Annotated in this window: 25 protein-coding genes; 19 read left to right on the top strand and 6 right to left on the bottom strand. The window is 60.5% G+C overall.

Annotated elements, in window-relative coordinates; all coding sequences use genetic code 11:
• Nucleotides 1–2 precede the first annotated feature (2 nt).
• From flk to OXR61_RS12280, 4 genes are all read right to left on the bottom strand, one after another.
• On the bottom strand, nt 3–1,034 hold the full coding sequence (gene flk / locus OXR61_RS12295; protein WP_021509167.1) for a flagella biosynthesis regulator Flk: 1,032 nt from the start codon (nt 1,032–1,034) through the stop codon (nt 3–5).
• 118 nt (nt 1,035–1,152) lie between these two features.
• Complete coding sequence (locus OXR61_RS12290; protein WP_058775828.1) at nt 1,153–2,661, bottom strand: tripartite tricarboxylate transporter permease; 1,509 nt, start codon at nt 2,659–2,661, stop codon at nt 1,153–1,155.
• A gap of 12 nt (nt 2,662–2,673) precedes the next feature.
• Nucleotides 2,674–3,105, bottom strand: a complete 432-nt coding sequence (locus tag OXR61_RS12285) for a tripartite tricarboxylate transporter TctB family protein (protein WP_058769887.1) — start codon at nt 3,103–3,105, stop codon at nt 2,674–2,676.
• Nucleotides 3,106–3,116: 11 nt separating this feature from the next.
• Nucleotides 3,117–4,082 (bottom strand): tripartite tricarboxylate transporter substrate binding protein, encoded by a 966-nt coding sequence (locus tag OXR61_RS12280; RefSeq protein ID WP_241798331.1) that lies wholly within the window; start codon nt 4,080–4,082, stop codon nt 3,117–3,119.
• Between the two features lie 132 nt (nt 4,083–4,214).
• On the opposite strand from OXR61_RS12280, the gene tctD reads away from it, so the two are divergent.
• Both tctD and OXR61_RS12270 read left to right on the top strand, forming a co-directional pair.
• Complete coding sequence (gene tctD, locus OXR61_RS12275; protein WP_104093057.1) at nt 4,215–4,886, top strand: transcriptional regulator TctD; 672 nt, start codon at nt 4,215–4,217, stop codon at nt 4,884–4,886.
• Nucleotides 4,877–6,253, top strand: a complete 1,377-nt coding sequence (locus tag OXR61_RS12270) for a sensor histidine kinase (RefSeq protein ID WP_059009113.1) — start codon at nt 4,877–4,879, stop codon at nt 6,251–6,253. The genes tctD and OXR61_RS12270 overlap by 10 nt, the downstream gene beginning before the upstream one ends.
• On the opposite strand, the gene OXR61_RS12265 is transcribed toward OXR61_RS12270, so the two are convergent.
• Nucleotides 6,240–7,145, bottom strand: a complete 906-nt coding sequence (locus OXR61_RS12265; RefSeq protein ID WP_267412270.1) for an EamA family transporter — start codon at nt 7,143–7,145, stop codon at nt 6,240–6,242. The two genes, OXR61_RS12270 and OXR61_RS12265, sit on opposite strands and share 14 nt — an antisense overlap.
• Nucleotides 7,146–7,240: 95 nt before the next feature.
• On the opposite strand from OXR61_RS12265, the gene OXR61_RS12260 reads away from it, so the two are divergent.
• The 15 genes from OXR61_RS12260 (at nt 7,241) to hisP (ending at nt 21,327) form a co-directional block, all read left to right on the top strand.
• Entirely contained in the window at nt 7,241–8,020 is a 780-nt protein-coding gene (locus tag OXR61_RS12260) for a helix-turn-helix transcriptional regulator (RefSeq protein WP_241798275.1), read from the top strand.
• 57 nt (nt 8,021–8,077) lie between these two features.
• Nucleotides 8,078–9,214: a 4-phosphoerythronate dehydrogenase PdxB gene (gene pdxB / locus OXR61_RS12255; protein WP_125309520.1), complete on the top strand. Its 1,137-nt coding sequence runs from the start codon at nt 8,078–8,080 to the stop codon at nt 9,212–9,214.
• Nucleotides 9,215–9,291: 77 nt separating this feature from the next.
• Nucleotides 9,292–10,302, top strand: a complete 1,011-nt coding sequence (locus tag OXR61_RS12250; RefSeq protein WP_058775824.1) for an aspartate-semialdehyde dehydrogenase — start codon at nt 9,292–9,294, stop codon at nt 10,300–10,302.
• A complete protein-coding gene (gene truA / locus OXR61_RS12245) occupies nt 10,302–11,114 on the top strand; it encodes a tRNA pseudouridine(38-40) synthase TruA (RefSeq protein ID WP_021509177.1) in 813 nt (270 codons plus the stop codon). Before OXR61_RS12250 ends, truA begins: the two co-directional genes overlap by 1 nt.
• Nucleotides 11,115–11,141: 27 nt before the next feature.
• On the top strand, nt 11,142–11,804 hold the full coding sequence (locus tag OXR61_RS12240; protein ID WP_010617492.1) for a DedA family protein: 663 nt from the start codon (nt 11,142–11,144) through the stop codon (nt 11,802–11,804).
• A gap of 132 nt (nt 11,805–11,936) precedes the next feature.
• A complete protein-coding gene (accD, locus tag OXR61_RS12235; RefSeq protein ID WP_021509178.1) occupies nt 11,937–12,845 on the top strand; it encodes an acetyl-CoA carboxylase, carboxyltransferase subunit beta in 909 nt (302 codons plus the stop codon).
• Between the two features lie 72 nt (nt 12,846–12,917).
• A complete protein-coding gene (gene folC, locus OXR61_RS12230) occupies nt 12,918–14,186 on the top strand; it encodes a bifunctional tetrahydrofolate synthase/dihydrofolate synthase (RefSeq protein ID WP_021509179.1) in 1,269 nt (422 codons plus the stop codon).
• Nucleotides 14,176–14,925 carry a cell division protein DedD gene (gene dedD, locus OXR61_RS12225; RefSeq protein ID WP_021509180.1) on the top strand — a complete coding sequence of 250 codons (750 nt, stop codon included), beginning with the start codon at nt 14,176–14,178 and terminating at the stop codon, nt 14,923–14,925. The genes folC and dedD overlap by 11 nt, the downstream gene beginning before the upstream one ends.
• Before the next feature lie 250 nt (nt 14,926–15,175).
• Nucleotides 15,176–15,661, top strand: coding sequence for a colicin V production protein (gene cvpA, locus OXR61_RS12220; RefSeq protein WP_021509181.1), 486 nt, complete (start codon nt 15,176–15,178; stop codon nt 15,659–15,661).
• Between the two features lie 33 nt (nt 15,662–15,694).
• The gene (gene purF, locus OXR61_RS12215; RefSeq protein ID WP_021509182.1) at nt 15,695–17,212 is read left to right on the top strand and encodes an amidophosphoribosyltransferase; all 1,518 of its coding nucleotides are present in this window, start codon (nt 15,695–15,697) and stop codon (nt 17,210–17,212) included.
• 113 nt (nt 17,213–17,325) lie between these two features.
• On the top strand, nt 17,326–17,895 hold the full coding sequence (locus tag OXR61_RS12210; RefSeq protein WP_021509183.1) for a UbiX family flavin prenyltransferase: 570 nt from the start codon (nt 17,326–17,328) through the stop codon (nt 17,893–17,895).
• A gap of 274 nt (nt 17,896–18,169) precedes the next feature.
• Nucleotides 18,170–18,952, top strand: coding sequence for a lysine/arginine/ornithine ABC transporter substrate-binding protein ArgT (gene argT, locus OXR61_RS12205; protein ID WP_031280032.1), 783 nt, complete (start codon nt 18,170–18,172; stop codon nt 18,950–18,952).
• A gap of 193 nt (nt 18,953–19,145) precedes the next feature.
• Nucleotides 19,146–19,832, top strand: coding sequence for a histidine ABC transporter permease HisQ (locus OXR61_RS12200; protein WP_021509185.1), 687 nt, complete (start codon nt 19,146–19,148; stop codon nt 19,830–19,832).
• A complete protein-coding gene (locus OXR61_RS12195; protein ID WP_021509186.1) occupies nt 19,829–20,545 on the top strand; it encodes an ABC transporter permease in 717 nt (238 codons plus the stop codon). The genes OXR61_RS12200 and OXR61_RS12195 overlap by 4 nt, the downstream gene beginning before the upstream one ends.
• A gap of 8 nt (nt 20,546–20,553) precedes the next feature.
• Nucleotides 20,554–21,327 carry a histidine ABC transporter ATP-binding protein HisP gene (hisP, locus tag OXR61_RS12190; RefSeq protein ID WP_021509187.1) on the top strand — a complete coding sequence of 258 codons (774 nt, stop codon included), beginning with the start codon at nt 20,554–20,556 and terminating at the stop codon, nt 21,325–21,327.
• 102 nt (nt 21,328–21,429) lie between these two features.
• Here the strand turns inward: hisP and OXR61_RS12185 are convergent, their stop codons facing one another.
• On the bottom strand, nt 21,430–22,377 hold the full coding sequence (locus OXR61_RS12185; protein WP_031280034.1) for a sugar-binding transcriptional regulator: 948 nt from the start codon (nt 22,375–22,377) through the stop codon (nt 21,430–21,432).
• A 196-nt stretch (nt 22,378–22,573) separates the two neighbouring features.
• Between OXR61_RS12185 and dalD the strand changes: the two genes are divergently transcribed.
• Entirely contained in the window at nt 22,574–23,956 is a 1,383-nt protein-coding gene (dalD, locus tag OXR61_RS12180; RefSeq protein ID WP_031280035.1) for a D-arabinitol 4-dehydrogenase, read from the top strand.
• A 12-nt stretch (nt 23,957–23,968) separates the two neighbouring features.
• Entirely contained in the window at nt 23,969–25,438 is a 1,470-nt protein-coding gene (gene xylB, locus OXR61_RS12175) for a xylulokinase (protein WP_021509190.1), read from the top strand.
• Nucleotide 25,439: the final 1 nt, after the last annotated feature.

Here is a 25,439-nt window from a genome sequence, read left to right as displayed (position 1 = left end):
AACTACAGCAGCAGCCAGAGCAAAAAGAAGAACAGCGCCAGGCCGAGCACCAGCGTCAGCGCCGGGCGCTGTGCCAGTGGACGCGGCAGAATTTCAACAAACGGTGCCCAGATCGGCTGCGGACGCAACTCGCTGTCGGCCAGCGGCGTTTCGCTGTTGCGCTCGGCGCGGCGGCTGAACAGCAGCATCAGCAGATCCTGACTCTGCGCCGGCGTCAGCAACGTCTGCGGCGTGGCCTGGAAGCGCTGCAGGCTGTAATCCTCGAGCATACGCTGCTCGTCGTGGCTTAGCGGCTGTTTGAGCGAGCTTTCCAGCAGCTGCAGCGTCGGCGCGCTGTGCTGGCTCAGCGTCTGGCGCACCTGTAAAAACTGCGTCAGCAGTGGGAAGTGGCGCGACGGAACCGGGTCGCCGCTTTTCAGATTGACCAGTTTCAGCGTGTCGGCCAGCACTTTTACCGGCGATTCCCCGGTCGCGGCGGCAAGCCGTGTGACCTGCTGGTTGAGCGCCTGCTGTTCGGCCGGTAACAGGGTGCGATCGGTGGTGCGCGTCTGCTGCGGCTGCGGGATCGCCATCTGACCGTTCTGCAACATGGTCAGCACCTGACGCAGCTGATCCTGACTCAGTGCGCTCAACACCGTCTGGTTAAATTGCTGGCGGATAAAATCGCTCACCGCCTGGCGATTGTTGCCCTGCGGCAGCTTTTCCAGCAACTGTTGCAACAGCTGACGCGTGGCGTGGCTGTTCTGCACCTGCGTCAGACGGCTGTTGAGATGCTGCTCCGCCGCCGGAAAATGGCGCGACTGCAGTTCGGCGTCATTTTTCACGCCTACTTCGTGGCGTATGCCAGCCCACAGTTCGGGCGCTTTCAGCGTGCTGAGTGACATGATCCGGACGATCAGGCGTTCCAGCGTGGTGCGCTGGGCCGGGGAGAGCGGCTGGTCGCCCAGTGCCGCGCCGGGGCGGCCGGTGCCGTTAGCCGGGTTAACAGAGGAACGATCGCCCGCGGGCACACCGGGACCGCTGAGAGGTTGCATGGCGGAATCCTTGAAAACGAGTCAGATCCGGGTGCGCCGGAAAAACGATGGCACATGATAGCAAAAGCCCCCGGGAAATCCACGGGGGCGGCAGGGAGAAAAACAATAAGACACGGATTTATTCGGCGGCGGCCAGCTTCATGCGCTTGCGACGCCAGCGCTTCCACAGCGGCGGCACCACCAGCACGGCGACAGCCAGCACCAGCAGCACTTTACAGATCAGGCTTTCCCACAGAATTGGCAGGTTGCCGTTGCTGATTGACAGCGCGCGGCGCAGGTTCTGCTCCAGCATTTCGCCCAGCACAAAGCCGAGAATCAGCGGCGACATCGGGAAATCCATCTTACGCAGGATATAGCCGAAAATACCCAGCCCGACCATCAGCAGCAGGTCAAACGTAGTGCTGTGCACCGCATACACGCCCACCGCCGAAATCGCGGCAATTGCCGGTACCAGGAACCACAGCGGAATGGTCAGCATGCGCGCAAAGATGTTGATCATCGGGATGTTCATGATCAGCAGCATCACGTTACCGATCAGCAGTGCGGCGATCAGCCCCCAGACGATGTCCGGCTGCTCGGTAAACATCGCCGGACCGGGCGTGATGTTATACAGCGTCAGCGCGCCGACCATCACCGCCGTGGTGCCGGAGCCGGGAATGCCCAGCGTTAGCATCGGGATAAACGATCCGCAGGCTGAGGCGTTGTTCGCGGCCTCCGGCGCTGCCACGCCGCGAATGTCACCCTTGCCAAACTGATCGCTGCCGCTGATTTTCTTCTCACTCATATAGGCAATGGCGCTGGCGATGGTGGCACCGGCACCTGGCAGCACGCCGACAAAGAAGCCAATGAACGAGGCGCGCAGCGTCGCGCCGGTGGCCTGTGCCGCCTCTTTCATATTGAACAGCATGCGGCCGCTGGCGCGCACCATCTTCTGGCCGCTGCTGGTGGACTCCAGCATCAGCAGAATTTCGCTCACCGAGAACAGGCCGATGACCACCACCACAAACTGGATGCCGTCTGAGAGATGCACGCTGTCAAAGGTAAAGCGATAGACGCCGGTATTCGCATCGACGCCCACCGTCGCCATGCCGAGGCCAATCAGCGCAGCGAGGAACGACTTCAGCGGGTTGTGGCTCATCATGCTGCCGAGGCAGGCAATGGCGAACACCATCAGCGCGAAATACTCTGCCGGACCAAACGCCAGCGACCAGTTGGCGAGGATTGGCGCAAACAGAATGATGCCGATGATGGCAATGGTCGAGCCGATAAACGAGCTGACCGCCGAAATCGACAGCGCCACGCCGGCTTTGCCCTGCTGCGCCATCGGATAGCCATCCAGCGCGGTCATGATCGCGCCGGCATCCCCCGGCACGTTAAGCAGAATCGACGAGATGCGCCCGCCATATTCGCAGCCGATGTACACCGTTGCCAGCAGGATCAGCGCGGATTCCGCCGGTAAGTGCAGCGCAAACGCCAGCGGCATCAGAATTGCGACGCCGTTAATCGGCCCAAGCCCCGGCAGCAGGCCGACGATGGTGCCGATAAAGCAGCCAATCAGGGCGATCATCAGGTTTTCCGGCGTCATGGCGACGGCGAAACCCTGCATCAGAAAAGACCAGGTATCCATAATTGACTCCTGTTAACTGAACCAGCTGCCGACCGGCAGCGTAACGTCCAGCAGACGATCGAAGGCGTAAAACAGCGCCACACCCATTACCACACCGGAGAGGACGGCTGCCCACCAGCGTGCGCCAAACAGCATGCCGATGCCGAAGGTCAGCAGCGTGGTACACAGGGCAAAACCCAGCTTCTCAAACAGCCAGCCGTACACCATCAGCATGACGCACAGCGCCAGCAGCTTTTTCAGCGTTGCCGCCACCGGCCACTGTACGGCGTCCGGCTTGCGCAGCAGCATCATCACCGCGCAGATCGCCATCAGACCGAGCAGCAGCAGCGGGAAAGGGCGTGGGCCAACCGGCTCGTAGCTGTACTCGCTTTGAATCTGCCAGGCGATAACCATCCCGACGATGCAGAGCACCAGCCACACCGCCGCAAAGATACGATCGCTCATCTGTGCCTCCGTTATTTCGCCAGGCCGAACGATTTCGCCTGTTCACGGTAATCTGCCACCTGTTTCTTGACGTAGGCGTCCAGCTCGCTACCAAACAGGTTGAACTCAAACAGGCCGCGCAGATCGCGCTGCTGCTGAAACTCTTTGGTGGTCACCAGTGTTTTAAACGTCTGTTCCCACCACTGATAATCGGCATCGCTGACTTTGGGGCCGAGGTAATAGCCGCGAATAATCGGCCACTCAACGTTAAAGCCCTGCTCTTTGGCGGTCGGGATGTCAGCCAGTTCACCCGGCAGGCGTTTGTCGCTCATCACCGCCAGCACGCGCATCTTGCCACCCTGCAGGTGCGGCACCATTTCACTCATGTCGCCTGATACCACCTGGATGTGGTTGCCGAGCAGCGCGGTAACCGGTTCGCCGCCGCCTTCAAACGCCACATAGCGCATTTTGCGCGGATCGATACCGGCTTCCCGCGCCAGCAGCGCGGTTTTCATCCAGTCCTGGCTGCCGATGGAGGCGCCAGCGCCGACCACCACTTTGGTCGGATCGTTCTTCATCGCCTCCAGCAGTTCGCCCAGCGTTTTCCACGGCGCGTCAGCGCGCACGGCGACCATGCCGTAGTCCGTGCCAATGGCCGCCAGCCACTTCACGTCATCCACTGAGTAACGACCAAACTTGCCCTGTGACAGGTTCAGCAGCGACCCGCCGGAGAAGGCCACCAGCGTGCCTGCTTCGGCGGGCCGCTGCGCAATGATGGCGTTATATGCCACGGCACCGACGCCGCCCGGCATGTAGGTGACGCGCATCGGCGTGGTTATCTGCCCGGTTTCCTGCAGCGAAACCTGGATCAGTTTACAGGTCAGATCAAAACCGCCGCCGGGTTTGGCCGGGGCGATACATTCGGTCCGCTCGGGTGCCGCAGCCTGTGCTGCAGAAAGAGAAAAAGCCAGCAGGGTCATGGCGAAGGCGGTGCGCATTGTTTTTTTCATCTGTCGCTCCATTGTTTCTTCCAGAGTGTGATTGCCACCGAACATTCGGGGTTGCTGAATTGTTAAAACAGCAACCTTTCATTTACCTTTCAGCCATCGGCAAAACTAACAGGATGTGATATGCGTCTCTTACTGGTGGAAGATACCGTCGAGCTGGCCAACTGGCTGCAGAAAGCGCTGACGCAAAAAGGCTTCGCCGTGGACTGGGTGGCCGACGGCGTGGCGGCGGATCATGTGCTGCAAAGCGAAGACTATGCGCTGGTGGTGCTGGATGTGTCGCTGCCGCGGCTCGATGGCCTGGCGGTGCTGGCGCGCCTGCGCAAGCGCGGGCAACGCGTGCCGGTGCTGCTGCTCACCGCACAGAGCGCGCTGCAACAGCGCGTGCAGGGGCTGAATGCGGGCGCCGATGATTACCTCACCAAGCCGTTTGAGCTGGACGAGCTGGACGCGCGTCTGCGCGCGCTGCTGCGCCGCAGTCAGGGGCAGGCCACGCAGACGCAAAGCCTCGGCCAGCTGGAGCGCGATGCGGAAGGCTATTTCCTGCTGAATCACAAACCGCTGCCGCTGACGCCGCGCGAGGCCAGCGTGCTGTCGACGCTGATGCAGCGCCCGGGAAGGCCGGTGTCGCGCCAGCATCTGTACGAGCAAACGTTCACGCTGGCGGATGAGGCCAGCCCGGAGAGCATTGAGCTGTATGTGCATCGGGTGCGTAAAAAGCTGGCGGGCAGCGACGTGGCGATCGTCACACTGCGCGGCCTCGGCTACAGCCTGGAGTGCCAGCCGTGCGACTGATCCACTCGCTGCGCGGTGAACTGCTGGCGTGGCTGGGCGCGCCGCTGCTGCTGCTGTGGGGATTGTCGGTCTACACCCACTATCAGAGCGCGCTGCAGGCGGCGAATCAGGCTTACGATCGCTCGCTGCTGGCCTCGGCGCGCACCGTGGCCGAGCGGCTGGTGGTGCGTCATCAACGCCTGGAGGTGGATGTGCCCTGGGTGGTGCTGGACAGCTTTGAGCGCAACATGAACGATCAGCTGTTCTATCAGGTGATTTCGCCCGAAGGTCGCACGCTGTCCGGCTACCCGGATTTACCGCTGGTGCCGGGCAACGCGCCGCTGTCCGATGTCTATCCGGCGCTGGTGCACTTCTACGATGCGCACTACCGCAAGCAGCCGATTCGCGTAGCCGCGCTGTGGCAGCCGGTGAACGAGGAAGGCGTACAGGGCATGGCGCTGGTACTGGTGGCGGAAACGCTCAATTCGCGTCACGCCTTTGCTGACAGTCTGTTACGCACCGCGCTGATCAGCCAGAGTTTTCTGGTACTGATTACGCTGCTGCTGGCCGGGCTGCTGCTACGGAAAGTGCTGCGCCCGCTGCGCCGGCTGTCACGCATGATGCTGCGCCGCGCGCCGGGCGAACTGACACCGCTGCCGTCGCTGCTGCCGTGGTCAGAACTGCAGCCGCTGATCATCGCCTTCAACCGCCATCTGGAGCGGCTGCGCGGACTGCTGGCGCGGCAGGAGCGCTTTAGCGCCGATGTGTCGCACCAGCTGCGCACGCCGCTCACCATTCTGAAAACCCAGGTCGGCGTCGCGCTCAGCAGCGACGATCCGCAGCAGTGGCGCGAAAGCCTGCAGGGCATGCGCCACACGCTGGACGACACCGTCCAGCTCACCGATCGCCTGCTGCAGCTGGCGCAAATCAGGGCGCGCCACGGCGAAGACAAGCCCTTCAGCAAGGTCAACCTGAGCGACATCGTGCAGCAGGCCTGTTTCAGCGGCTATGCGGCGGCGCGGCGTAAACAGATCGATCTGGGCTTTGAAGAGCAGGCGGCGAGCCAGGTGCAGGGCGATGCGCTGCTGCTGGCCGAGCTGTGCGCCAACCTGCTGGATAACGCCATCAAATACACGCCGCACGGCGGCACGGTGACCGCGCGGCTGCGGCAAAAGGTGCTGGAAATTGAAGACAGCGGGCCGGGCATCGCGGCGGATCAGCAGCGGCAGGCGCTGCAGCCGTTTGGCCGGCTCGATCACGCCAGCCAGCCCGGGGCGGGCATTGGACTGGCGCTGGTGCAGGATATCTGCGCCTGGCACGGCGCGCAGCTGCAGCTGGACCGCAGCCCGCAGCTGGGCGGCCTGCGGGTGACGGTTAGCTTTCGCTGATCGACGGAGCCATCGCGCGCGCTTTACGCAGCGGGGTTTTCAGCCGCTGCGCCAGAATCACCCCGACCAGCGTCAGACCGCCGCCAATCCAGTGGTAAGCATGCAACTGTTCGTGCAGGAACAGCACGGCAATGATGGCGGTAAACACCGGCACGAAGTTCATGAAAATACTGGTGGTGCTGGCGCCGAGGCGCTGCACGCCAAGGATCCACAGGAACGGCGCCACAATCGAGGCAAACAGCCCGGCGAACAGCACCAGCGGAATATTGTCGGCGTTCAGCGCCACCTCCGGCGCGTGCCAGAAGCCGGGCAGCAGCAACAGCACGCCGAAGAAGATTTGCACGTACAGGCTTTGCCACGTCGGCAACGGGATTGCCCAGCGCTTCGTCAGTACGCCGTACAGCGCGTAGGAGGTTGAGGCTGCCAGCATCATCAGCTCGCCGTTGCCGAGGCGCTGACTCAGCAGCTGCGCCGGGTTGCCGGCGCTCACCAGCCACACCAGCCCGGCAAACGACAGCAGGCCGCCAATCAGGATGCCGCGCGTCGGCGCAAGGCGCAGTACCACCAGGCTGAGCAGGATGGTCAGCAGCGGAATGGTGGCGCCAAGAATCCCCATCATCACCGCCGAAACGCTGTGTGCCGCATAATAGGCGAGGCTCTGATACAGCACCATGCCGAGCAGGCCCAGCACCAGTAAGCGCCACAGCTGGGTTTTGATGGTGTGACGATGGCGCCATACGCCCGGCAGGCAGAACGGCGTAAGCACCAGCAGCGCAAGCAACCAGCGGTAAAAAGAGATGGCAGCAGGATCGATACTGCCGGCAGACAGCTTGCTGACGATGGTGTTGATCGACCAGATCAGCACTACCACCAGCGGTAACAATAAGTTCATAGTACGGCTCCAAATGTAAATCGCGACTAGCTTACGTTTGACCGGTTTAAAGCAGATAGTTAAAATCGGACAAAATTCGTTAGTGACCGGACAGAATGAATCTTCAGGTTGAGTATCAGCCACCGCGCGACGCGCCGCTGCTGCGTTTTTTCATGCGCTATGAGCAAACCAACGCCAAAACCGAATACCTGCCGCACCAGCACGACTGGGGCCAGGCGATATTTGTCACCAGCCACGTGCTGGAGATGGAAGTGGAGGGCGAGCGGCTGCTGACGCCGGCCGAGATGCCGATCTGGATCCCGCCGGGCCAGCGCCACAGCAGCTACAACCACTGTCAGGCACAGTTTCGCACCTTCAACCTTGCCGCTGATTTATGCGCCGGCATGCCGGAGAAAGCCTGCCTGCTGAGCGTGGACGCCATCGTGCACGCCATCATGAATGATTTTGCCCGCCGCGCGCTGGAGCAGCCGCACAGCGACGCCGACTGGCGGCTGTGCGAAGTGCTGATTGATCGGCTGCGTCTTGCACCGGTGAACACCAGCTATCTGCCGATGTCCGACGATAAATTCCTCGCGCCGATTCTGCGCGCGCTGGAAGAGAACCCGGGTGATAACACCACGCTGGCACAATGGGCGAAGCGCGTGTTTACCACCGAGCGTACGCTGGCGCGGCGCTGTCAGCAGCAGTTGCAGATGTCATTCAGCGAGTGGCGCCAGCGTTTACGCTTTTTGCGCGCGATTGCGCTGCTGGAGCAGGGCTGCAGCGTGCAGGGCATCGCCCACGAGCTGGGTTACAGTTCCGCCTCCGCGCTGATCGTGATGTTTCAGCAGCAGGCCGGCACCACGCCGGATCGCTATCGCAGTCGGTTAGGTTAATCCCCGGCTTTGTGCCATGATATGCCCCGTTTATTTCAAGCAGACAGGACCGCCGCCGTGAAAATTCTCGTCGATGAAAATATGCCCTACGCCCGTGAACTGTTCAGCCGCACCGGAGAGGTGGTGGCGGTGCCGGGCCGCCCGCTGCCGGCAGCCGAACTGCAGGATGCCAGCGCGCTGATGGTGCGCTCCGTCACCAAAGTGGATGCCGCGCTGCTGGCCGGCACGCCGGTGAAGTTTGTCGGCACCGCCACTGCCGGCACCGATCATGTCGATGATGCCTCGCTGGCGGCGGCCGGGATCGGCTTCTCGGCCGCGCCGGGCTGTAACGCGATTGCGGTGGTGGAGTACGTGTTCTCCGCGCTGCTGCTGCTGGCCGAACGCGACGGCTTTGATCTGCGCGATCGCACCGTGGGCATCGTCGGCGTCGGTAACGTGGGCGGACGGCTGGCTAAACGCCTCGCCGCGTGGGGAGTAAAAACCCTGCTGTGCGATCCGCCGCGCGCCGATCGCGGCGATGACGAAGATTTCCACTCGCTCGACGCGCTGGTGGCGCAGGCCGATATCCTGACCTTTCACACGCCGCTGTTTAAAGATGGCCGCTATAAAAGCTGGCATCTGGCAGATGCCGCACTGCTGATGGCGCTGCGCCCCAACACCATTCTGATCAATGCCTGCCGGGGTCCGGTGGTGGATAACGCTGCGCTGCTGGAGGTGCTCCGGCTGCGTAACGATCTCAGCGTGGTGCTGGACGTGTGGGAACCGGAGCCGGATCTCAACCTCGATCTGCTGGATAAGGTCGATATCGCCACCGCGCATATCGCCGGTTATACCCTTGAAGGGAAAGCGCGCGGCACCACTCAGGTATTTGAGGCGTGGAGCGAATTTATTGGTCAGCCGCAGCAGGTGGCGCTGGACACGCTGCTGCCGCGCCCCGAGTTTGGCACCCTTACGCTGCACGGCAAGCTCGATCAGCCGACGCTGAAACGCCTGGTGCATCTGGTGTATGATGTGCGCCGCGACGATGCGCCACTGCGCAAAGTGGCCGCGCAGCCGGGCGAATTTGATCGCCTGCGCAAGCAGTATGTCGAGCGCCGCGAGTGGTCTTCGCTGCAGGTGATCTGTGATGAGGCGGAGAGCGCGGCGCTGCTCAATCAGCTTGGCTTCAGCGCCACGCTGCAGGCGAATCACTAATCTCTGATTTTTCTGAATTAATGGGCGATGCATGTCATCGCCTCTCTTTTTTATGTCATTGTCTGGAGTAAACCAACATGTCTGACGGCTGGAATATTGCGCTACTGGGCGCGACAGGCGCAGTAGGGAACGCTGTACTGGAACTGCTGGCGGAACGCCAGTTCCCGGTTGGTGAGTTGTATCTGCTGGCGAGTGAAAACAGCGCCGGCGAAAGCGTGCGCTTTGACGGTCGCTCGCTGCGCGTGCAGGACGCGGCGGAATTTGACTGGTCGCAGGCGCAGCTGGCGTTCTTTACCGCCGGTCGCGAGGCGTCGGCGCGTTATGCCGAAGAAGCCGCCAGCCAGGGCTGCCTGGTAATCGACAGCAGCGACCTGTTCGCGCTGGAGCCGGACGTGCCGCTGGTGGTGCCGGATGTCAATCCACAGGTGCTGGCGGATTACCGTAATCGCAACATCATTACCGTGGCCGATGCGCTGGTGAGCCAGCTGTTAAGCGCCATCAAACCGCTGGTGGATACCGCCGGTTTAGGCCGTCTGCAGGTGACCAATCTGGTGTCGGTCTCCAGCCATGGCAAAGCGGCGGTAGACGGCCTGGCCGGTGAGAGCGCGCGGCTGCTGAATGGCGTACCGGCCGATGAGCACTATTTTGGCCGCCAGCTGGCGTTCAACCTGCTGCCGCAGCAGGCGGACAGTGCCGGCAGCGTGGCGAGCGAGCGCCGACTGGTCGATCAGGTGCGTAAAGTGCTGCAGGACGAAGGATTACCGATTGCGGTGAGCAGCGTGCAGGCGCCGGTGTTCTACGGCAACGCGCAGATCGTCTATATCGAAAACCTGCGGCCGCTGTCGGCGGAGGAAGCGCGTGACGAACTGGCGCGCGCCGACGATATCAGCCTGAGCGACGACGGTGATTACCCGACGCCGGTCAGCGACGCTTCCGGCAGTGAAGCCCTGAGCATTGGCAGCGTGCGCAACGACTACGGCATCCCGGAGCTGCTGCAGTTCTGGTCGGTGGCCGACAACATCCGCTTCGGCGGCGCGCTGATGGCGGTGAAAACTGCAGAGAAGCTGGTGCAGGAGTATCTGTATTAATGCTGGAAGACGCGACCCCGTTTAAGCTGGCGCTCGGCATTGAGTATGACGGCAGCCGTTACTACGGCTGGCAGCGCCAGAATGAAGTACGCAGCGTGCAGGAAAAGCTGGAAAAAGCGCTGGCCAAAGTGGCCAATCACCCGGTGAACGTGTTCTGCGCCGGACGCACCGACGCGGGCGTGCACGGCACCGGCCAGGTGGTGCATTTTGAGACCACCTCCTCGCGTGCCGACAGCGCCTGGACGCTGGGCGTGAACGCCAACCTGCCGGACGATATTGCGGTGCGCTGGGTGAAAGCGGTGCCGGAAAGCTTTCACGCGCGCTTCAGCGCTACCGCGCGCCGTTATCGCTACGTGATCTACAACCAGCGGCTGCGCCCGGCAATTCTCGGTAAAGGCATTACCCATTTTTACCATCCGCTGGATGCGGAAAAAATGCACCGCGCCGCCCAGGCTTTACTGGGTGAGAACGATTTTACCTCGTTCCGTGCAGTGCAGTGCCAGTCGCGCACGCCGTGGCGCAACGTGATGCATCTCAACGTCACGCGCCTGGGGCCGTACGTGATTGTGGATATCAAAGCCAACGCCTTCGTGCATCACATGGTGCGCAATATCGTCGGCAGTCTGCTGGAGATTGGCTGCGGCAATCAGCCGGAAACGTGGATGGCCACGCTGCTGGCGGCAAAAGATCGCACGCTGGCGGCGGCAACGGCGAAAGCCGAAGGGCTGTATCTGGTGGCGGTGGATTACCCTGCTCAGTTTGCGTTACCTCAGCCTGCGCTGGGACCGTTGTTCCTCGCGGATTCATTTTAATCGGAAAGTGTCAGGGAGTTAGCTGTTATGGAGTTTATCCACTTTATCGTCGATTTCATTCTGCACATTGACGTGCATCTGGCCGAGCTGGTGGCGCAGTACGGCATCTGGATTTACGCCATTTTGTTCCTGATTCTGTTCTGTGAAACCGGGCTGGTGGTTACGCCGTTCCTGCCGGGTGATTCGCTGCTGTTCGTCGCCGGTGCGCTGGCGGCGCTGCCGGGCAACGACCTCAACGTGCACCTGATGGTGACGCTGCTGGTGATTGCCGCGATCCTCGGCGACGCGGTTAACTACACCATTGGCCGGCTGTTTGGCGAGAAGCTGTTCAGTAACCCGAACTCGAAAATTTTCCGCCGCAGCTACCTCGACAAAACCCACGCGTTTTACGATCGCCACGGCGGCAAAACCATTATACTTGCGCGCTTTGTGCCAATCGTGCGAACCTTTGCCCCCTTTGTGGCGGGAATGGGACACATGTCTTATCGCCACTTCGCGCTCTTTAACGTGACAGGCGCGCTGCTGTGGGTCCTGCTATTCTCCTATGCCGGTTACCTGTTTGGTGACCTGCCGGTGGTGCAGGAAAACCTTAAGTTGCTGATTGTCGGCATCATCATTGTCTCGGTACTGCCAGGCGTGATTGAAGTGTGGCGTCACCGCCGCCAGGCGCGTCAGCACAAGTCGCAGTAAGCCTGTTACCAGATTTTTATCCACAGCGTGAACGGGTTGTGGTTTAATGAGCGACATTTACGGCCTGCTGAAGGTGATTTCAGCAGTAACGACAAGACTGGACCAGGTCAGCATTAAACAGAAAGGTCATCAATGAGCTGGATTGAACGCATACTGAATAAAAGCACTACCACGCCTTCGCGCAAAGCCAGCATCCCGGAAGGGGTGTGGACCAAATGCGATAGCTGTGGTCAGGTGCTGTACCGCGCCGAGCTGGAGCGCAACCTTGAAGTCTGCCCGAAGTGTGACCACCACATGCGTATGCACGCGCGCGAGCGTCTGCATAGCCTGATGGATGAAGGTTCGATGACAGAGCTGGGTAGCGAGCTGGAACCGAAAGACCTGCTCAAGTTCCGCGACTCGAAGAAGTACAAAGATCGTCTGGTTGCGGCACAGAAAGAGACCGGCGAGAAAGATGCGCTGGTGGTAATGAAAGGCCAGCTGCACGGTATGCCGGTGGTGGCCGCCGCGTTTGAGTTCTCCTTTATGGGCGGCTCAATGGGCTCGGTGGTCGGCGCCCGTTTCGTGCGTGCGGTTGAGCAGGCGCTGGAAGACAACTGCCCGCTGATCTGCTTCTCCGCCTCTGGTGGTGCGCGTATGCAGGAAGCGCTGCAGTCGCTGATGCAGATGGCGAAAACCAGTGCGGCGCTGGCAAAAATGCAGGAGCGCGGTCTGCCGTATATTTCGGTACTGACTGACCCGACCATGGGTGGCGTCTCCGCCAGCTTCGCGATGCTGGGCGATTTGAACGTCGCAGAGCCAAAAGCGCTGATCGGCTTTGCCGGCCCACGCGTGATTGAACAGACGGTACGTGAAAAGCTGCCGCCGGGCTTCCAGCGCAGTGAGTTCCTGATCGAAAAAGGCGCGATCGACATGATCATCCGTCGTCCGGAAATGCGCTTTAAGCTGGCCAGCCTGCTGGCGAAAATGATGAACCTGCCGGCACCGCTGCAGGATGGTGATCGCCCGACTGCGGCTGAGCCGGAGAGCAACGAAGCCTGACAGGCAACCGAAAGGCGCAGATTGATGCGCCTTTTTATTCATGCACCACATCGTAAAGAGCTAACAGGGCACATGGACACTCTTCACCTCCCGCAAGCCACGTCGCCTCTGGCCACGTGGCTTCATTATCTTGAGCATCTGCATTCTCAGGCTATCGATCTGGGCCTGGACCGTATTCAGCGCGTCGCCGCACGCCTCGACCTGCTAAAACCCGCTCCGTTTGTCTTCACCGTCGCCGGCACCAACGGCAAAGGCACCACCTGCCGTACGCTGGAAACCCTGCTGATGGCCGCAGGCTATCGCGTTGGCGTCTACAGCTCGCCGCATCTGGTGCGCTACACCGAACGCGTGCGCGTGCAGGGCGCTGAGCTGGATGAAGCCCGGCACAGCGCCAGCTTTGCCGCCATCGAGGCCGGACGCGGCGATATTTCGCTCACCTACTTTGAGTTTGGCACGCTATCCGCGCTCAATCTGTTCCGTGAAGCGCAGCTGGATGTCGTGATTCTGGAAGTGGGGCTGGGCGGCCGGCTGGATGCGACGAACATTGTCGACGCCGACGTGGCGGTGATCACCAGCATTGCGCTGGACCACACCGACTGGCTGGGGCCGGATCGCGCCAGCATCGGCCGCGAGAAGGCCGGCGTATTCCGCGGCGGTAAACCGGCGGTGGTCGGCGAGGCCGATATGCCCGCCACCATTACCCAGGTGGCCGCGGAGAAGGGTGCGCAGCTGTTACAAATTAACCGCGACTGGCAGTGGCAGCGCGAGGGCGACAGCTGGACGCTGCAGGATGCCCAGGGTGAACTGCGCGATCTGCCGCTGCCCCAGGTGCCGCTCCCCAATGCGGCCACCGCCATTGCGGCGCTGCGCGCTTCCGGCCTGACGGTGAGCGAGGCGCTGATTCGTCAGCATCTGCCGCTGGCGATTCTGCCGGGACGTTTCCAGACGGTCAGCACCGCGCCGCGCGTGATCCTTGATGTGGCACACAATCCGCATGCGGCTTATTATCTGGCTTCACGTCTCGCTGAGCTGCCGGCACACGGCACGGTGCATGCGGTGGTTGGCATGTTGCACGACAAGGATATCGCCGGGACGCTGGCCGCGCTGGCACCGCAGGTCAACCGCTGGTACTGCGCGCCGCTCGACGGCCCGCGCGGGGCGTCCGCTGATGAGCTGATGGCGCATCTGCAGGGCGGCAGCGCCTGGCAGAGCGTTGAAGCCGCGTGGCAGGCGGCGCGGCAGCAGGCTCAGCCCGACGATGTGATTCTGGTGTGCGGCTCGTTCCACACCGTAGCGCAGGTGATGCAATCGATGGCAGCGGAGAACGGCAGTGGCAAGTAAGTTTCAGAATCGTTTAGTGGGTACGGTGATTCTGGTGGCGATTGGCGTCATCGTGTTACCGGGTCTGCTGGACGGTAAGAAAAAGCATTATAAAGAGGAGTTCGCGGCGATTCCGCTGGTGCCAAAGCCTGACGATCAGCAGGACAGCGAAATGGTGCCGCCGGTGACGCAGCCGCTGCCGTCGCAGCCGCCAGAAGGTGCGAGCGCGGCGCAGCAGGCGCCCGCCAGCAGCGCAACGCAAAACAGTGCCGCCAGCGGCAGCACGCAGCCAGCGCAAAACAGCCAGCCCAGCGTCGTGACGCCGCCGCCGGTGCACCAGCAGCAGAAACCGGCAGAGCAGGTGAAGCCGAAGCCGGTCGAGCAGCCGAAGCCTAAACCGGTGGAGCAGCCGAAACCGAAGCCGGCAGAACAACCGAAAGCGACAGAACAGCCAAAAACTTCAGAGCAGCCTAAAGCGGCGGAAACGCCGAAGCAGAGCGAGCCGGCCGCGCCAGCAGGACAGGCGTATGTGGTGCAGCTCGGCGCGCTGAAGAACGCCGCCAAAGTGAATGAGATCGTGGCGCAGCTGCGGCTCTCCGGCTATCGTGCCTTTACCGTGCCGTCGACGCCGGTGCAGGGGCAGATCACCCGCATTTACGTCGGGCCGGATGCGTCCAAAGCGAAACTGCAGGGCGCACTCGGCGAGCTGAAAGGCATCTCCGGCCTCGGCGGTGTTGTGAAGCCGTACAGCACACGCTGATCAACTGATAAGCCGCGCCGATAGCAGAAACAGGCGCGGCTTTTGGCGTATTTTTTAGCGAAGCGTTTCTTAAAATTTATGGAATATCAGCAGGTTAAATGGCTGACATCAATAAGGGCGAGGAAAGTTTTTTTCATCGCCCTTTTTCTCGGGACAGAACCGGAAAACCCTACGCAAACGTTTTCTTTTTCTGTTAGAATGCGCCCCGAACTGGATGCAGGGGTGCAAATGCACTGTACTGGAAGCGTTCATGATCTGGATTGATTACGTCATTATTGCGGTAGTTGGTTTTTCGGCTCTGGTCAGCCTGATTCGCGGGTTTGTCCGGGAAGCCTTATCTCTTGTTACCTGGGGATGCGCGTTTTTTGTCGCCAGTCATTACTACGCCTACCTTGCAGTCTGGTTTACAGGTTTTGACGACGAACTGGTTCGCAACGGCATCGCCATCGCGGTGTTATTCGTTGCCACCCTGATTGTGGGTGCCATCGTGAACTATGTGATCGGCTCGCTGGTTGAGAAAACCGGCTTGTCGGGAACCGACAGGGTGTTGGGGGTCTGTTTCGGGGCGTTGCGTGGCGTGCTGATTGTATCCGCCATTCTTTTCTTCCTTGATACATTCACCGGCTTTTCAAAAAGTCCGGACTGGCAACAGTCTCAACTCATTCCCCAGTTCAGTTACATCATCAGGTGGTTTTTCGATTACCTGAAAAGCACGTCGAGTTTTTTACCCCGGTAACACCGGGAGTGCGGCTAATGAGGAAATGACAACATGTGCGGTATTGTTGGTATCACCGGTTTTATGCCAGTAAACCAGTCGATCTATGACGCGTTAACGGTGCTGCAGCACCGCGGGCAGGATGCCGCCGGCATTTGTACCATCGATGCGCTGAACTGCTTCCGTCTGCGTAAGGCCAATGGCCTGGTCAGCGACGTGTTTGAAGCGCGCCACATGCAGCGTTTGCAGGGAAATATGGGTATCGGCCACGTGCGTTATCCGACTGCCGGCAGCTCCAGCGCCTCTGAAGCGCAGCCCTTCTACGTGAACTCGCCGTACGGCATCACGCTGGCTCACAACGGTAACCTGACCAACGCCCATGAACTGCGCAAGCAGCTGTTCGAAGTCGGTCGCCGTCATGTGAATACCACCTCAGATTCCGAAATCCTGCTCAACATCTTTGCTCAGGAGCTGGATCGTTTTCAGCACTATCCGCTGGAAGCTGACAACATTTTTGCTGCCGTGGCGGCGGTGCATCAGCAGGTGCGCGGCGCTTACGCCGTGGTGGCGATGATTATCGGTCACGGCATGGTTGCGTTCCGCGATCCTAACGGTATCCGTCCGCTGGTACTGGGCAAGCGTGAGCTGGCCGATGGCCGCACCGAATACATGGTGGCCTCAGAGAGCGTGGCGCTGGATACGCTCGGCTTCGAGTTTATTCGTGACGTTGCGCCAGGCGAAGCGGTGTACATCACCGAGCAGGGTCAGCTCTCGACGCGCCAGTGCGCAGAGAACCCGAAAAGCAATCCGTGCCTGTTCGAGTACGTTTACTTTGCGCGTCCGGACTCGTTCCTCGACAAGATCTCCGTCTACAGCGCACGCGTGCGCATGGGCACCAAGCTGGGCGAGAAAATTGCCCGCGAGTGGGAAGATCTCGATATTGACGTGGTGATCCCGATTCCGGAAACCTCGACCGATACCGCGCTGGAGATTGCCCGTATTCTTGATAAGCCGTACCGCCAGGGTTTTGTGAAAAACCGCTACGTGGGCCGTACCTTTATTATGCCGGGCCAGCAGCTGCGCCGCAGTGCGGTACGCCGTAAGCTCAACGCCAACCGCGCTGAGTTCCGCGATAAAAACGTGCTGCTGGTGGATGACTCGATTGTGCGCGGCACCACCTCTGAGCAGATTATCGAGATGGCGCGTGAAGCGGGTGCGAAACGCGTCTATCTGGCGTCGGCGGCACCGGAAATTCGCTTCCCGAACGTCTACGGCATCGATATGCCGAGCGCTACCGAGCTGATTGCGCACGGCCGTGAAGTGGAAGAGATTCGTCAGCTGATTAAAGCCGATGCGCTGATTTTCCAGGATCTGCAGGATCTGATCGACGCGGTGCGTGAAGAGAACCCGGATATTGCCCAGTTCGAATGCTCAGTGTTCAACGGCATCTACGTCACCAAAGACGTTGACCTGCAGTATCTGGAATATCTGCAGTCGCTGCGTAACGACGATGCCAAAGCGATTGCGCGTCAGAACGAAGTGGAGAACCTGGAACTGCATAACGAAGGTTAAGGTCAGTCTCAGGCAGACGAAACAGGGCGGGCGCAATCCCGCCCTGTTTGTTTTTGTATTTATGGCGGCGGAGCGGCTATTATTGGCGCACTCTTTTGCAGCAAGGCTGAATTATGAAACGACTCATCATTGGTATTTCCGGCGCCAGCGGCGCGATCTACGGCGTGCGTATGCTGCAGGTGCTGCAACCGTTAGCCGAAGTGGAAACCCATCTGGTGATGAGCCCGGCGGCGCGGCAAACGCTGGCGCTGGAGACCGATTACAGCCTGCGTGACGTGCAGGCGCTGGCCGATGTGGTGCACGATGTGCGCGATATCGCCGCCAGCATCTCGTCTGGCTCGTTTAAAACGCTGGGTATGGCGATTGTGCCGTGTTCCATGAAGACCCTGTCCGGCATTGTGCACAGTTACAGCGACAGTCTGCTGACGCGCGCCGCCGACGTGGTGCTGAAAGAGCAGCGCCGGCTGGTGCTGTGCGTGCGGGAAACCCCACTGCATCTCGGTCATCTGCGCATGATGACCACCGCTGCCGAACTCGGCGCGCTGATTATGCCGCCGGTGCCGGCGTTTTATCACCGCCCGCAGCGCATCGACGATTTGATTGATCAGACGGTCAACCGCGTGCTGGATCAGTTTGATATCGAGTTGCCGGAAGATCTGTTTACCCGCTGGCAGGGTGCATGATGGTGCAATAATGCACTGAATGCGTGCAAAAGCGCGGGGCCGATCACTGTTCGTGCATCTCGTGCACCAAAAGTTAACAATCTCACTTTTTCTTCCTCACACCGCTGTTATATTTCCCTCACAAACTAAGTGCTTGCGTCCCAGATGGACGCGGTATTTAGTGCGCCTGCGCACAGTTTCGCCGATTCGCACAACTGGCATGAAACCTGCAAAACATTCAGCGCAAACACATCACGCACCACATAACAATAAGCACTTCACTTGAGGGTTACCTATGAAAAAGCGAGTTCTGGCTCTTTCTCTGATGCTGGCTATGTCCGGCGCTGCGAGCGTGTTCGCAGCGGTACCGCAGTCGCTGCGCATCGGGACCGATCCAACTTACCCGCCGTTTGAGTCCAAGAACGCGCAGGGCCAGCTGGTTGGCTTTGATATCGACCTGGCCAACGAGATCTGTAAGCGTATCAAGACCAAATGTACTTATGTGGAAAGTGATTTCGATGCGCTGATCCCGTCGCTGAAAGCGAAGAAGATTGACGCCATCATCTCTTCACTCTCAATCACCGAGAAACGTCAGGAAGAGATCGCCTTCTCGGAAAAACTGTATGCAGCGAACGCGCGTTTAGTGGCGCCGAAGGGGTCTAAACTGCAGCCGACCATTGAGTCGCTGAAGGGCAAGAACATCGGCCTGCTGCAGGGCACCACGCAGGAAACCTACGCCAATGAATACTGGCGTCCAAAAGGGGTGACCGTCACGCCGTATGCCAACCAGGATCTGGTGTATCAGGACCTGAACGCTGGTCGTATTGATGCGGCGTTCCAGGATGAGGTGCAGGCGAGCGAAGGCTTCCTTAAGCAGCCGGTCGGGAAAAACTACGCCTTCGCCGGTCCGGCGGTGAAAGATGACAAAATCTTTGGCGTCGGCACCGGTATGGGCCTGCGTAAAGATGACGCTGATTTGAAAGCTGCCATCGACAAAGCCTTTAACGACATGCGCAAAGACGGTACCTACGACAAGATTGCGAAGAAGTACTTTGATTTCAACGTTTACGGCGATTAAGTCTCCTGTTCCTGAACGGGTGTATTGAGTCACGCTAACGTGGGTCATAACTATTCACTCCGGGCGCTTACTTATGTAAACTCCCGGAGTTCATACGCTTGCCACCATCCTTCCGTGATTCACATCCTGGTCAGGACTGTCCGTGTGTTGTTGGACAGCGTTTGTTTATTTCCCTCACGACAGGATCGAACCCATGTTGTATGGCTATTCTGAAGTAATTCTCAAAGGCACGCTGGTGACCCTTGAGCTGGCGCTCAGCTCGGTGGTACTGGCTGTGGTGCTGGGCCTGATAGGGGCCGGCGCCAAACTCTCCCGCAATCGCCCGCTGGCGATGATTTTTGAAGGCTACACCACGCTAATCCGTGGCGTGCCCGATTTGGTGCTGATGCTGCTGATCTTTTACGGTCTGCAGATTGCCCTCAACGCCGTAACCGATGCGCTCGGCATGGCGCAGTTTGATATCGACCCGATGGTGGCCGGTATTATTACGCTCGGCTTCATCTACGGTGCTTACTTCACTGAAACCTTCCGTGGCGCGTTTCTCGCGGTGCCGAAAGGGCAGATTGAAGCCGCCACCGCCTTCGGCTTTACCGGCTCGCAAACTTTCCGTCGCATTCTGTTCCCGGCGATGATGCGCTTTGCGCTGCCCGGCATCGGCAACAACTGGCAGGTGATCCTCAAAGCCACCGCGCTGGTGTCGCTGCTCGGCCTTGAAGATGTGGTAAAAGCCACGCAGCTGGCCGGCAAAAGTACCTGGCAACCGTTCTACTTCGCGATTGTTGCCGGGGTGATTTATCTGGTGTTTACCACGCTGTCCAACGGCGTGCTGTGGTGGCTTGAACGCCGCTACTCGGTAGGGGTGAAAAGGGCAGAGTTATGATCGAGATTATTCAGGAGTACTGGAAACAACTGCTCTGGACCGACGGTTACCGTTTTACCGGCGTGGCCATCACGCTGTGGCTGCTGATTCTGTCCGTGGTGATTGGCGGCAGCCTCGCGGTGCTGCTGGCCATCGCGCGCGTGTCGCCCAATCGCTACATCTCCACGCCGGTGTGGCTGTTTACCTATGTGTTTCGCGGCACGCCGCTGTATGTGCAGCTGCTGGTGTTCTATTCCGGCATGTACACGCTGGAGGTGGTGAAAGGCTCCGAGCTGCTGAACGCCTTCTTCCGCAGTGGCCTGAACTGTACGCTGCTGGCATTTACCCTGAACACCTGTGCTTATACCACCGAGATTTTTGCCGGTGCCATTCGCGCCGTGCCACACGGTGAAATCGAAGCCGCGCGCGCCTATGGTTTCTCGCCGTTTAAACTTTACCGCTGCATCATTCTGCCGTCGGCGCTGCGCACCGCGCTGCCCGCCTACAGCAATGAAGTGATTCTGATGCTGCACTCCACCGCGCTGGCGTTCACCGCCACCGTGCCGGATTTGCTAAAAATCGCGCGCGATATCAACTCGGCGACCTATCAGCCGTTCACCGCGTTCGGCATCGCTGCGGTGCTGTACCTGATTATCTCTTACGTGCTGATTAGCCTGTTCCGCCTTGCGGAGCGCCGCTTCCTCGCGCATGTGAAACCCTCTTCGTCGCACTGAGTATGACTATGGCTGAAAATAAATTAAGCGTTACCGAACTGCATAAGCGTTACGGTGAACATGAAGTTCTGAAGGGCGTGTCGCTGCAGGCCAACGCCGGCGATGTGATCAGCATTATTGGCTCGTCCGGTTCCGGGAAAAGTACCTTTTTACGCTGCATCAACTTCCTCGAAAAGCCGAGTGAAGGCACCATCGCGGTTAACAACGAGGCGATAAACCTGGTGCGCGACACCGATGGCCAGCTGAAAGTGGCCAACAAGGAGCAGCTGCGTTCTCTGCGTACCCGGCTGACTATGGTGTTCCAGCACTTCAATTTGTGGAGCCACATGACGGTGCTGGATAACGTTACTGAAGCACCGATTCAGGTGCTGGGGCTGAGCAAAGCCGAAGCGCGCGAGCGGGCAATTAAATACCTCGATAAAGTCGGTATTGATGCGCGCGCGCGTGCCAAATACCCGGTGCATCTGTCAGGCGGCCAGCAGCAGCGTGTCTCGATTGCCCGCGCGCTGGCGATGGAGCCGGAAGTGTTGCTGTTTGACGAACCCACCTCGGCGCTCGATCCGGAGCTGGTAGGCGAAGTGCTGCGCATCATGCAGAAGCTGGCCGAAGAGGGCAAAACCATGGTGGTAGTGACGCACGAGATGGAGTTCGCCCGTCACGTATCCAGCCACGTGATTTTTCTGCATCAGGGCAAAATCGAAGAGCAGGGCGCGCCAGACGAACTGTTCGGCAACCCGAAAAGTCCGCGCCTGCAGCAGTTTTTGAAGGGATCGTTGAAATAGGTTTCTGAACCGTTGCGGCGCAATGTATTGCGCGTTTCCCGGCGATGCGGCGGACAAATCCGCGCGATACATCGCGCCGCGACGAATCACAGAAATTTTTAATTAATCATGCAGCAGTTTCAGCGCGGTATCTTCATCCGTCACCAGCCCGGAGATCCAGCCGCCGTGCAGCGCGGCGTGAATCGCTGCGTATTTGCGCGCGCTGCCGGCAAAGCCGATGATATTGCGCTGCGTCTGGCTCTCCAGCAGCACGCTGGTCAGCAGCTCGTCGGTTTCGCCGTATACCCGCTCTCCCTGCTGATTGAAAAAATGCCCCAGCATTTCACCCACCACGCCGCGCGCGTTGAGCGCTTCTACCTGCGCATCGGTGATAAAGCCTTCGGCATTGAGCGGGCAGCCCGGCATCACTTCGCCAATGCCGACAAACGCCACGTTCGCCTGCAGCGCACGCTGGGTGACGCGCTGATAGACCTGATGCTGCACCCACATCGTCTTATCCTGCGGCGTGTCAGCATACAGCGGCGCCGGAATGAAGAAATATTTGCCCTGCATCTTCTCCGCCATTTTCAGCGGTACGTCGTAGCGGGTACCGGAATCGTCACGCGCAATCGCACCGATCATCGACACACACTGATGCTGTGGCCGTTCAACCCACGGCAGCGCATCAATCATCGAGCGCAGCGTTTTACCGGAACCGATGCCAAACACCTGCGGTGTCTCTTCGTTGATAAACTGCGCCATCACCGCCGCACCTTCCACCGCCAGCATTTGCTGAATCGCCTCATCATCCAGCCCGGCTGACGGCACCACGCGGCACAGCGTCAGGCCAAACTTTTGTTCGATCTCGCGCGCCAGATGCAGGCAGTGCGTGACCGGATGGTCGATCTTCACGCTGACCATGCCCATTTCACGTGCGCTGGAGACCAGCCGCTGCGCCACCTGCCGCGATAAGCCCAGCGCGCGCGCAATCTCCTGCTGCGTGACGCCCGCCACGTAATACATCCACGCTGCCCGCGCTGCCAGCTCCTGCTTCTTCTCTTCTCTGCTCATCGCCTTGTTCCGTCAAACTCCGATGCGCCAGTTTATCGCGTCTTGCCCCTGAAGCGTTAACTGAGCAAAAGCCCTAAAAAAGAGCAAAAGTATTAAATGTGATGGATCTCGCAGAACGATCGCCCCGGCGGCGACTATGCTACGCCTCATCGGGCAAATGCCCTCCATTGTGGCAAATGTTTATTTCGAGGCGACTATGACGACGAAATCAGTGTGGATGCATATCGGCGCAGGCTCTTTTCACCGCGCGCATCAGGCGTGGTATCTGCACCAGCTGCGCCAGCAGGGCGATGACAGCTGGAGCATCGCGCTCGGCAACATCCGCGGCGATGCGGTAGCGCTGCTCAACCAGCTGCAGGCGCAAAACGGCGAGTACGTACTGGAAACCGTGACGCCGGAGGGCGAGCGCGCGTATGAAACCATTACTTCGCTGCGCACCATCCTGCCGTGGGACGCGGAGATCAGTGCGCTGGTGGCACAGGGCGCCAGCGCTGAGACAAAAGTGATCGGTTTTACCGTGACCGAAGCCGGTTATTACCTGACGCCGGCGCATGAGCTCGATCTCAGCCAGGCGGATATCCAGGCCGATCTCCGTGGTGAGGCGCGCACTATTTACGGCGCGCTGACCCGCATTCTGCGCCAGCGCGTGGCCAGCGGCGGTGCGCCGGTCACGCTGCTCAACTGCGACAACCTGCGTCACAACGGCGAACGTTTCCGTCACGGCATGCTGGCGTTTCTCGCCGCGCAGGGCGACAGTGCGCTGGCCAGCTGGGTGCGCGATAACACCACTTCGCCAAACACCATGGTGGATCGCATCACGCCGCGCCCCACGCCGGATGTCGCCGAACGCGTCAAAGCGGCCACCGGCAAAGACGATGGCGCGGCGGTGATGGCGGAATCGTTTATCCAGTGGGTGATTGAGGATGATTTCATCGCCGGACGCCCGGCGCTGGAAAAGGTGGGCGTGGAGCTGGTGGCGTCGGTGCTGCCGTGGGAAGAGGCGAAAATCCGCATTCTCAATGCCACGCACGCAGCGATTGCCTGGGCCGGCACGCTCACCGGCCATGACTACATTGATGACAGCACGCGTCAGCCTGCGATTTATCAGCTGGCGTATGACTACATCACGCAGGACGTGATCCCGTCGCTGTCGCCCAGCCCGCTCGATCTGGCGGATTATCGCGACGTGGTGCTGGCGCGCTTTAGCAATCCCTATATCAAAGATACCAACCAGCGCGTTGGTGCCGATGGGCTATCGAAAATCCCCGGCATGGTGACGCCGACGCTGCGCGAATGCTATCAGCGCGGCGCAGAACCGACCGCTACCGCCGTGCTGCCGGCGCTGTTCTACCTGTTCCTGCAACGCTGGGCCAGCAACCAGCTGCCGTATGCGTATCAGGATGGCGTGCTCAATGCTGACGCGCTGCGCCAGCAGCTGAGCGGCGAGAATGCGCTACAAACCTTCCTCAGCGACCGCGCGCTGTTTGCCGAACTGGCCGATGACCGCGCTTTTCATGCGCTGGTGACGCGCAGCGTAGACGCCATTGAGCAGCAACTGCTGCAGCCGGCGACGGTGTAAGGAGCGCACAGCATGTATCTCGGCATTGATATTGGCACCTCAGAACTCAAAGCGCTGATCGTCAACCCGCAGGGCGAGATTGTGGCGTCGAATCACGCCACGCTCAGCGTGCAGCGCCCGCATCCGCACTGGGCGGAGCAGGACCCCGAGCGCTGGTGGCAGGCGTGTGGTCAGGCGATCGCCGGGCTGCGCCAGCAGGCACCGGACGCGTGGGCCGCGATTCGCGCCATCGGTCTCTCCGGTCAGATGCACGGCGCCGTGCTGCTGGATGCCGCCGGTGAGGTGCTGCGGCCGTGCATATTGTGGAACGACACGCGCAGCGCGGCGCAGTGTGATGCGCTGCGCCAGCACCATCCGCAGATGATGGAAATCGCCGCCAACCTGATTATGCCCGGCTTTACCGCGCCGAAACTGCACTGGGTGGCGGAACATGAGCCCGAAATCTTCCGCCGCATCGACAAGGTGTTGCTGCCCAAGGACTACCTGCGCTGGCGTCTGACCGGGCGCTTTGTCAGCGAGCCGTCGGACGCCGCCGGTACGCTGTGGCTCGACGTGGCGCAGCGCGACTGGTCTGACGCACTGCTGGCGATCAGCGGGCTGACGCGCGCACAGATGCCCGAACTGGTTGAGGGCAGCGCGGTCAGCGCCACGCTGCGCGCCGATCTGGCCAGCGAATGGGGCTTAGCCGCCACGGTGAGCGTGGCCGGCGGCGGCGGTGATAACGCCGCATCGGCGGTGGGCGTCGGTGCGGTTAATGCGGGCGATGCCTTTATCTCGCTCGGCACGTCGGGCGTGATTTTTGTGGTTAACGATCGGCTGCGTGCCGATCCGCAATCCGGCGTGCACGCTTTCTGCCATGCGCTGCCGGGACGCTGGCACCAGATGAGCGTGATGCTCAGCGCCGCCAGCTGTCTGCGCTGGCTGTGCAATCTGCTGTCGGTCACCGAAAGCCAGCTGATGGATGAGATGGCACAGCTCAGCGCGGAACAGCTGCGTCAGGCACCGCTGTTTCTGCCGTATCTCTCCGGCGAACGCACGCCGCATAACGATCCGCAGGCGACCGGGGCATTTTTCCATCTGCGCCACGAAACGCCGCGCGCGCTGCTCGGCTATGCGGTGATTGAGGGCGTAGCGTTTGGCCTGGCGGATGGTCTGGCGGTGCTGGGCGATACGCAGCAGCAGATTCAGCAGTGCAGCCTGACCGGCGGCGGTGCGCGCAGCACGCTGTGGGCGCAGCTGATTGCCGACGTGCTGCAGCTGCCGATAGTGACCCATCCGGCCAGCGCCTCCGGCGCGCTGGGTGCGGCACGGCTGGCGTGGCTGGCCGACGGCGGCAGTGAAGCCGACGTGTGCCTGAAGCCGCCGGTGCAGGCGCGCTATCAGCCCGATGCGGCGCGCGGGGCCGTGCTGCAGCAGCGGCTGCGCCTGTTCCGTGAACTCTATGTACAACAACAGCAGGCGCGCGCGTTGCTGCCTGCCTGAT

The organism is Pantoea sp. GM_Pan_4 (genome assembly GCF_026541005.1).
GTDB classification, from domain to species: domain Bacteria; phylum Pseudomonadota; class Gammaproteobacteria; order Enterobacterales; family Enterobacteriaceae; genus Pantoea; species Pantoea dispersa.
The sequence above is the reverse complement of the archived record's forward strand: the minus strand, read 5'-3'. Positions and strand labels throughout refer to the sequence as shown.

What these genes read in the sequence shown, in the direction of transcription:
- flk (WP_021509167.1), bottom strand. Translation starts at nt 1,034, where the DNA reads ATGCAACCTCTCAGCGGTCCCGGTGTGCCCGCGGGCGATCGTTCCTCT.
- OXR61_RS12290 (WP_058775828.1), bottom strand. Translation starts at nt 2,661, where the DNA reads ATGGATACCTGGTCTTTTCTGATGCAGGGTTTCGCCGTCGCCATGACG.
- OXR61_RS12285 (WP_058769887.1), bottom strand. Translation starts at nt 3,105, where the DNA reads ATGAGCGATCGTATCTTTGCGGCGGTGTGGCTGGTGCTCTGCATCGTC.
- OXR61_RS12280 (WP_241798331.1), bottom strand. Translation starts at nt 4,082, where the DNA reads ATGCGCACCGCCTTCGCCATGACCCTGCTGGCTTTTTCTCTTTCTGCA.
- tctD (WP_104093057.1), top strand. Translation starts at nt 4,215, where the DNA reads ATGCGTCTCTTACTGGTGGAAGATACCGTCGAGCTGGCCAACTGGCTG.
- OXR61_RS12265 (WP_267412270.1), bottom strand. Translation starts at nt 7,145, where the DNA reads ATGAACTTATTGTTACCGCTGGTGGTAGTGCTGATCTGGTCGATCAAC.
- OXR61_RS12260 (WP_241798275.1), top strand. Translation starts at nt 7,241, where the DNA reads ATGAATCTTCAGGTTGAGTATCAGCCACCGCGCGACGCGCCGCTGCTG.
- OXR61_RS12250 (WP_058775824.1), top strand. Translation starts at nt 9,292, where the DNA reads ATGTCTGACGGCTGGAATATTGCGCTACTGGGCGCGACAGGCGCAGTA.
- truA (WP_021509177.1), top strand. Translation starts at nt 10,302, where the DNA reads ATGCTGGAAGACGCGACCCCGTTTAAGCTGGCGCTCGGCATTGAGTAT.
- OXR61_RS12240 (WP_010617492.1), top strand. Translation starts at nt 11,142, where the DNA reads ATGGAGTTTATCCACTTTATCGTCGATTTCATTCTGCACATTGACGTG.
- accD (WP_021509178.1), top strand. Translation starts at nt 11,937, where the DNA reads ATGAGCTGGATTGAACGCATACTGAATAAAAGCACTACCACGCCTTCG.
- folC (WP_021509179.1), top strand. Translation starts at nt 12,918, where the DNA reads ATGGACACTCTTCACCTCCCGCAAGCCACGTCGCCTCTGGCCACGTGG.
- cvpA (WP_021509181.1), top strand. Translation starts at nt 15,176, where the DNA reads ATGATCTGGATTGATTACGTCATTATTGCGGTAGTTGGTTTTTCGGCT.
- purF (WP_021509182.1), top strand. Translation starts at nt 15,695, where the DNA reads ATGTGCGGTATTGTTGGTATCACCGGTTTTATGCCAGTAAACCAGTCG.
- OXR61_RS12210 (WP_021509183.1), top strand. Translation starts at nt 17,326, where the DNA reads ATGAAACGACTCATCATTGGTATTTCCGGCGCCAGCGGCGCGATCTAC.
- argT (WP_031280032.1), top strand. Translation starts at nt 18,170, where the DNA reads ATGAAAAAGCGAGTTCTGGCTCTTTCTCTGATGCTGGCTATGTCCGGC.
- OXR61_RS12200 (WP_021509185.1), top strand. Translation starts at nt 19,146, where the DNA reads ATGTTGTATGGCTATTCTGAAGTAATTCTCAAAGGCACGCTGGTGACC.
- OXR61_RS12195 (WP_021509186.1), top strand. Translation starts at nt 19,829, where the DNA reads ATGATCGAGATTATTCAGGAGTACTGGAAACAACTGCTCTGGACCGAC.
- hisP (WP_021509187.1), top strand. Translation starts at nt 20,554, where the DNA reads ATGGCTGAAAATAAATTAAGCGTTACCGAACTGCATAAGCGTTACGGT.
- OXR61_RS12185 (WP_031280034.1), bottom strand. Translation starts at nt 22,377, where the DNA reads ATGAGCAGAGAAGAGAAGAAGCAGGAGCTGGCAGCGCGGGCAGCGTGG.
- dalD (WP_031280035.1), top strand. Translation starts at nt 22,574, where the DNA reads ATGACGACGAAATCAGTGTGGATGCATATCGGCGCAGGCTCTTTTCAC.
- xylB (WP_021509190.1), top strand. Translation starts at nt 23,969, where the DNA reads ATGTATCTCGGCATTGATATTGGCACCTCAGAACTCAAAGCGCTGATC.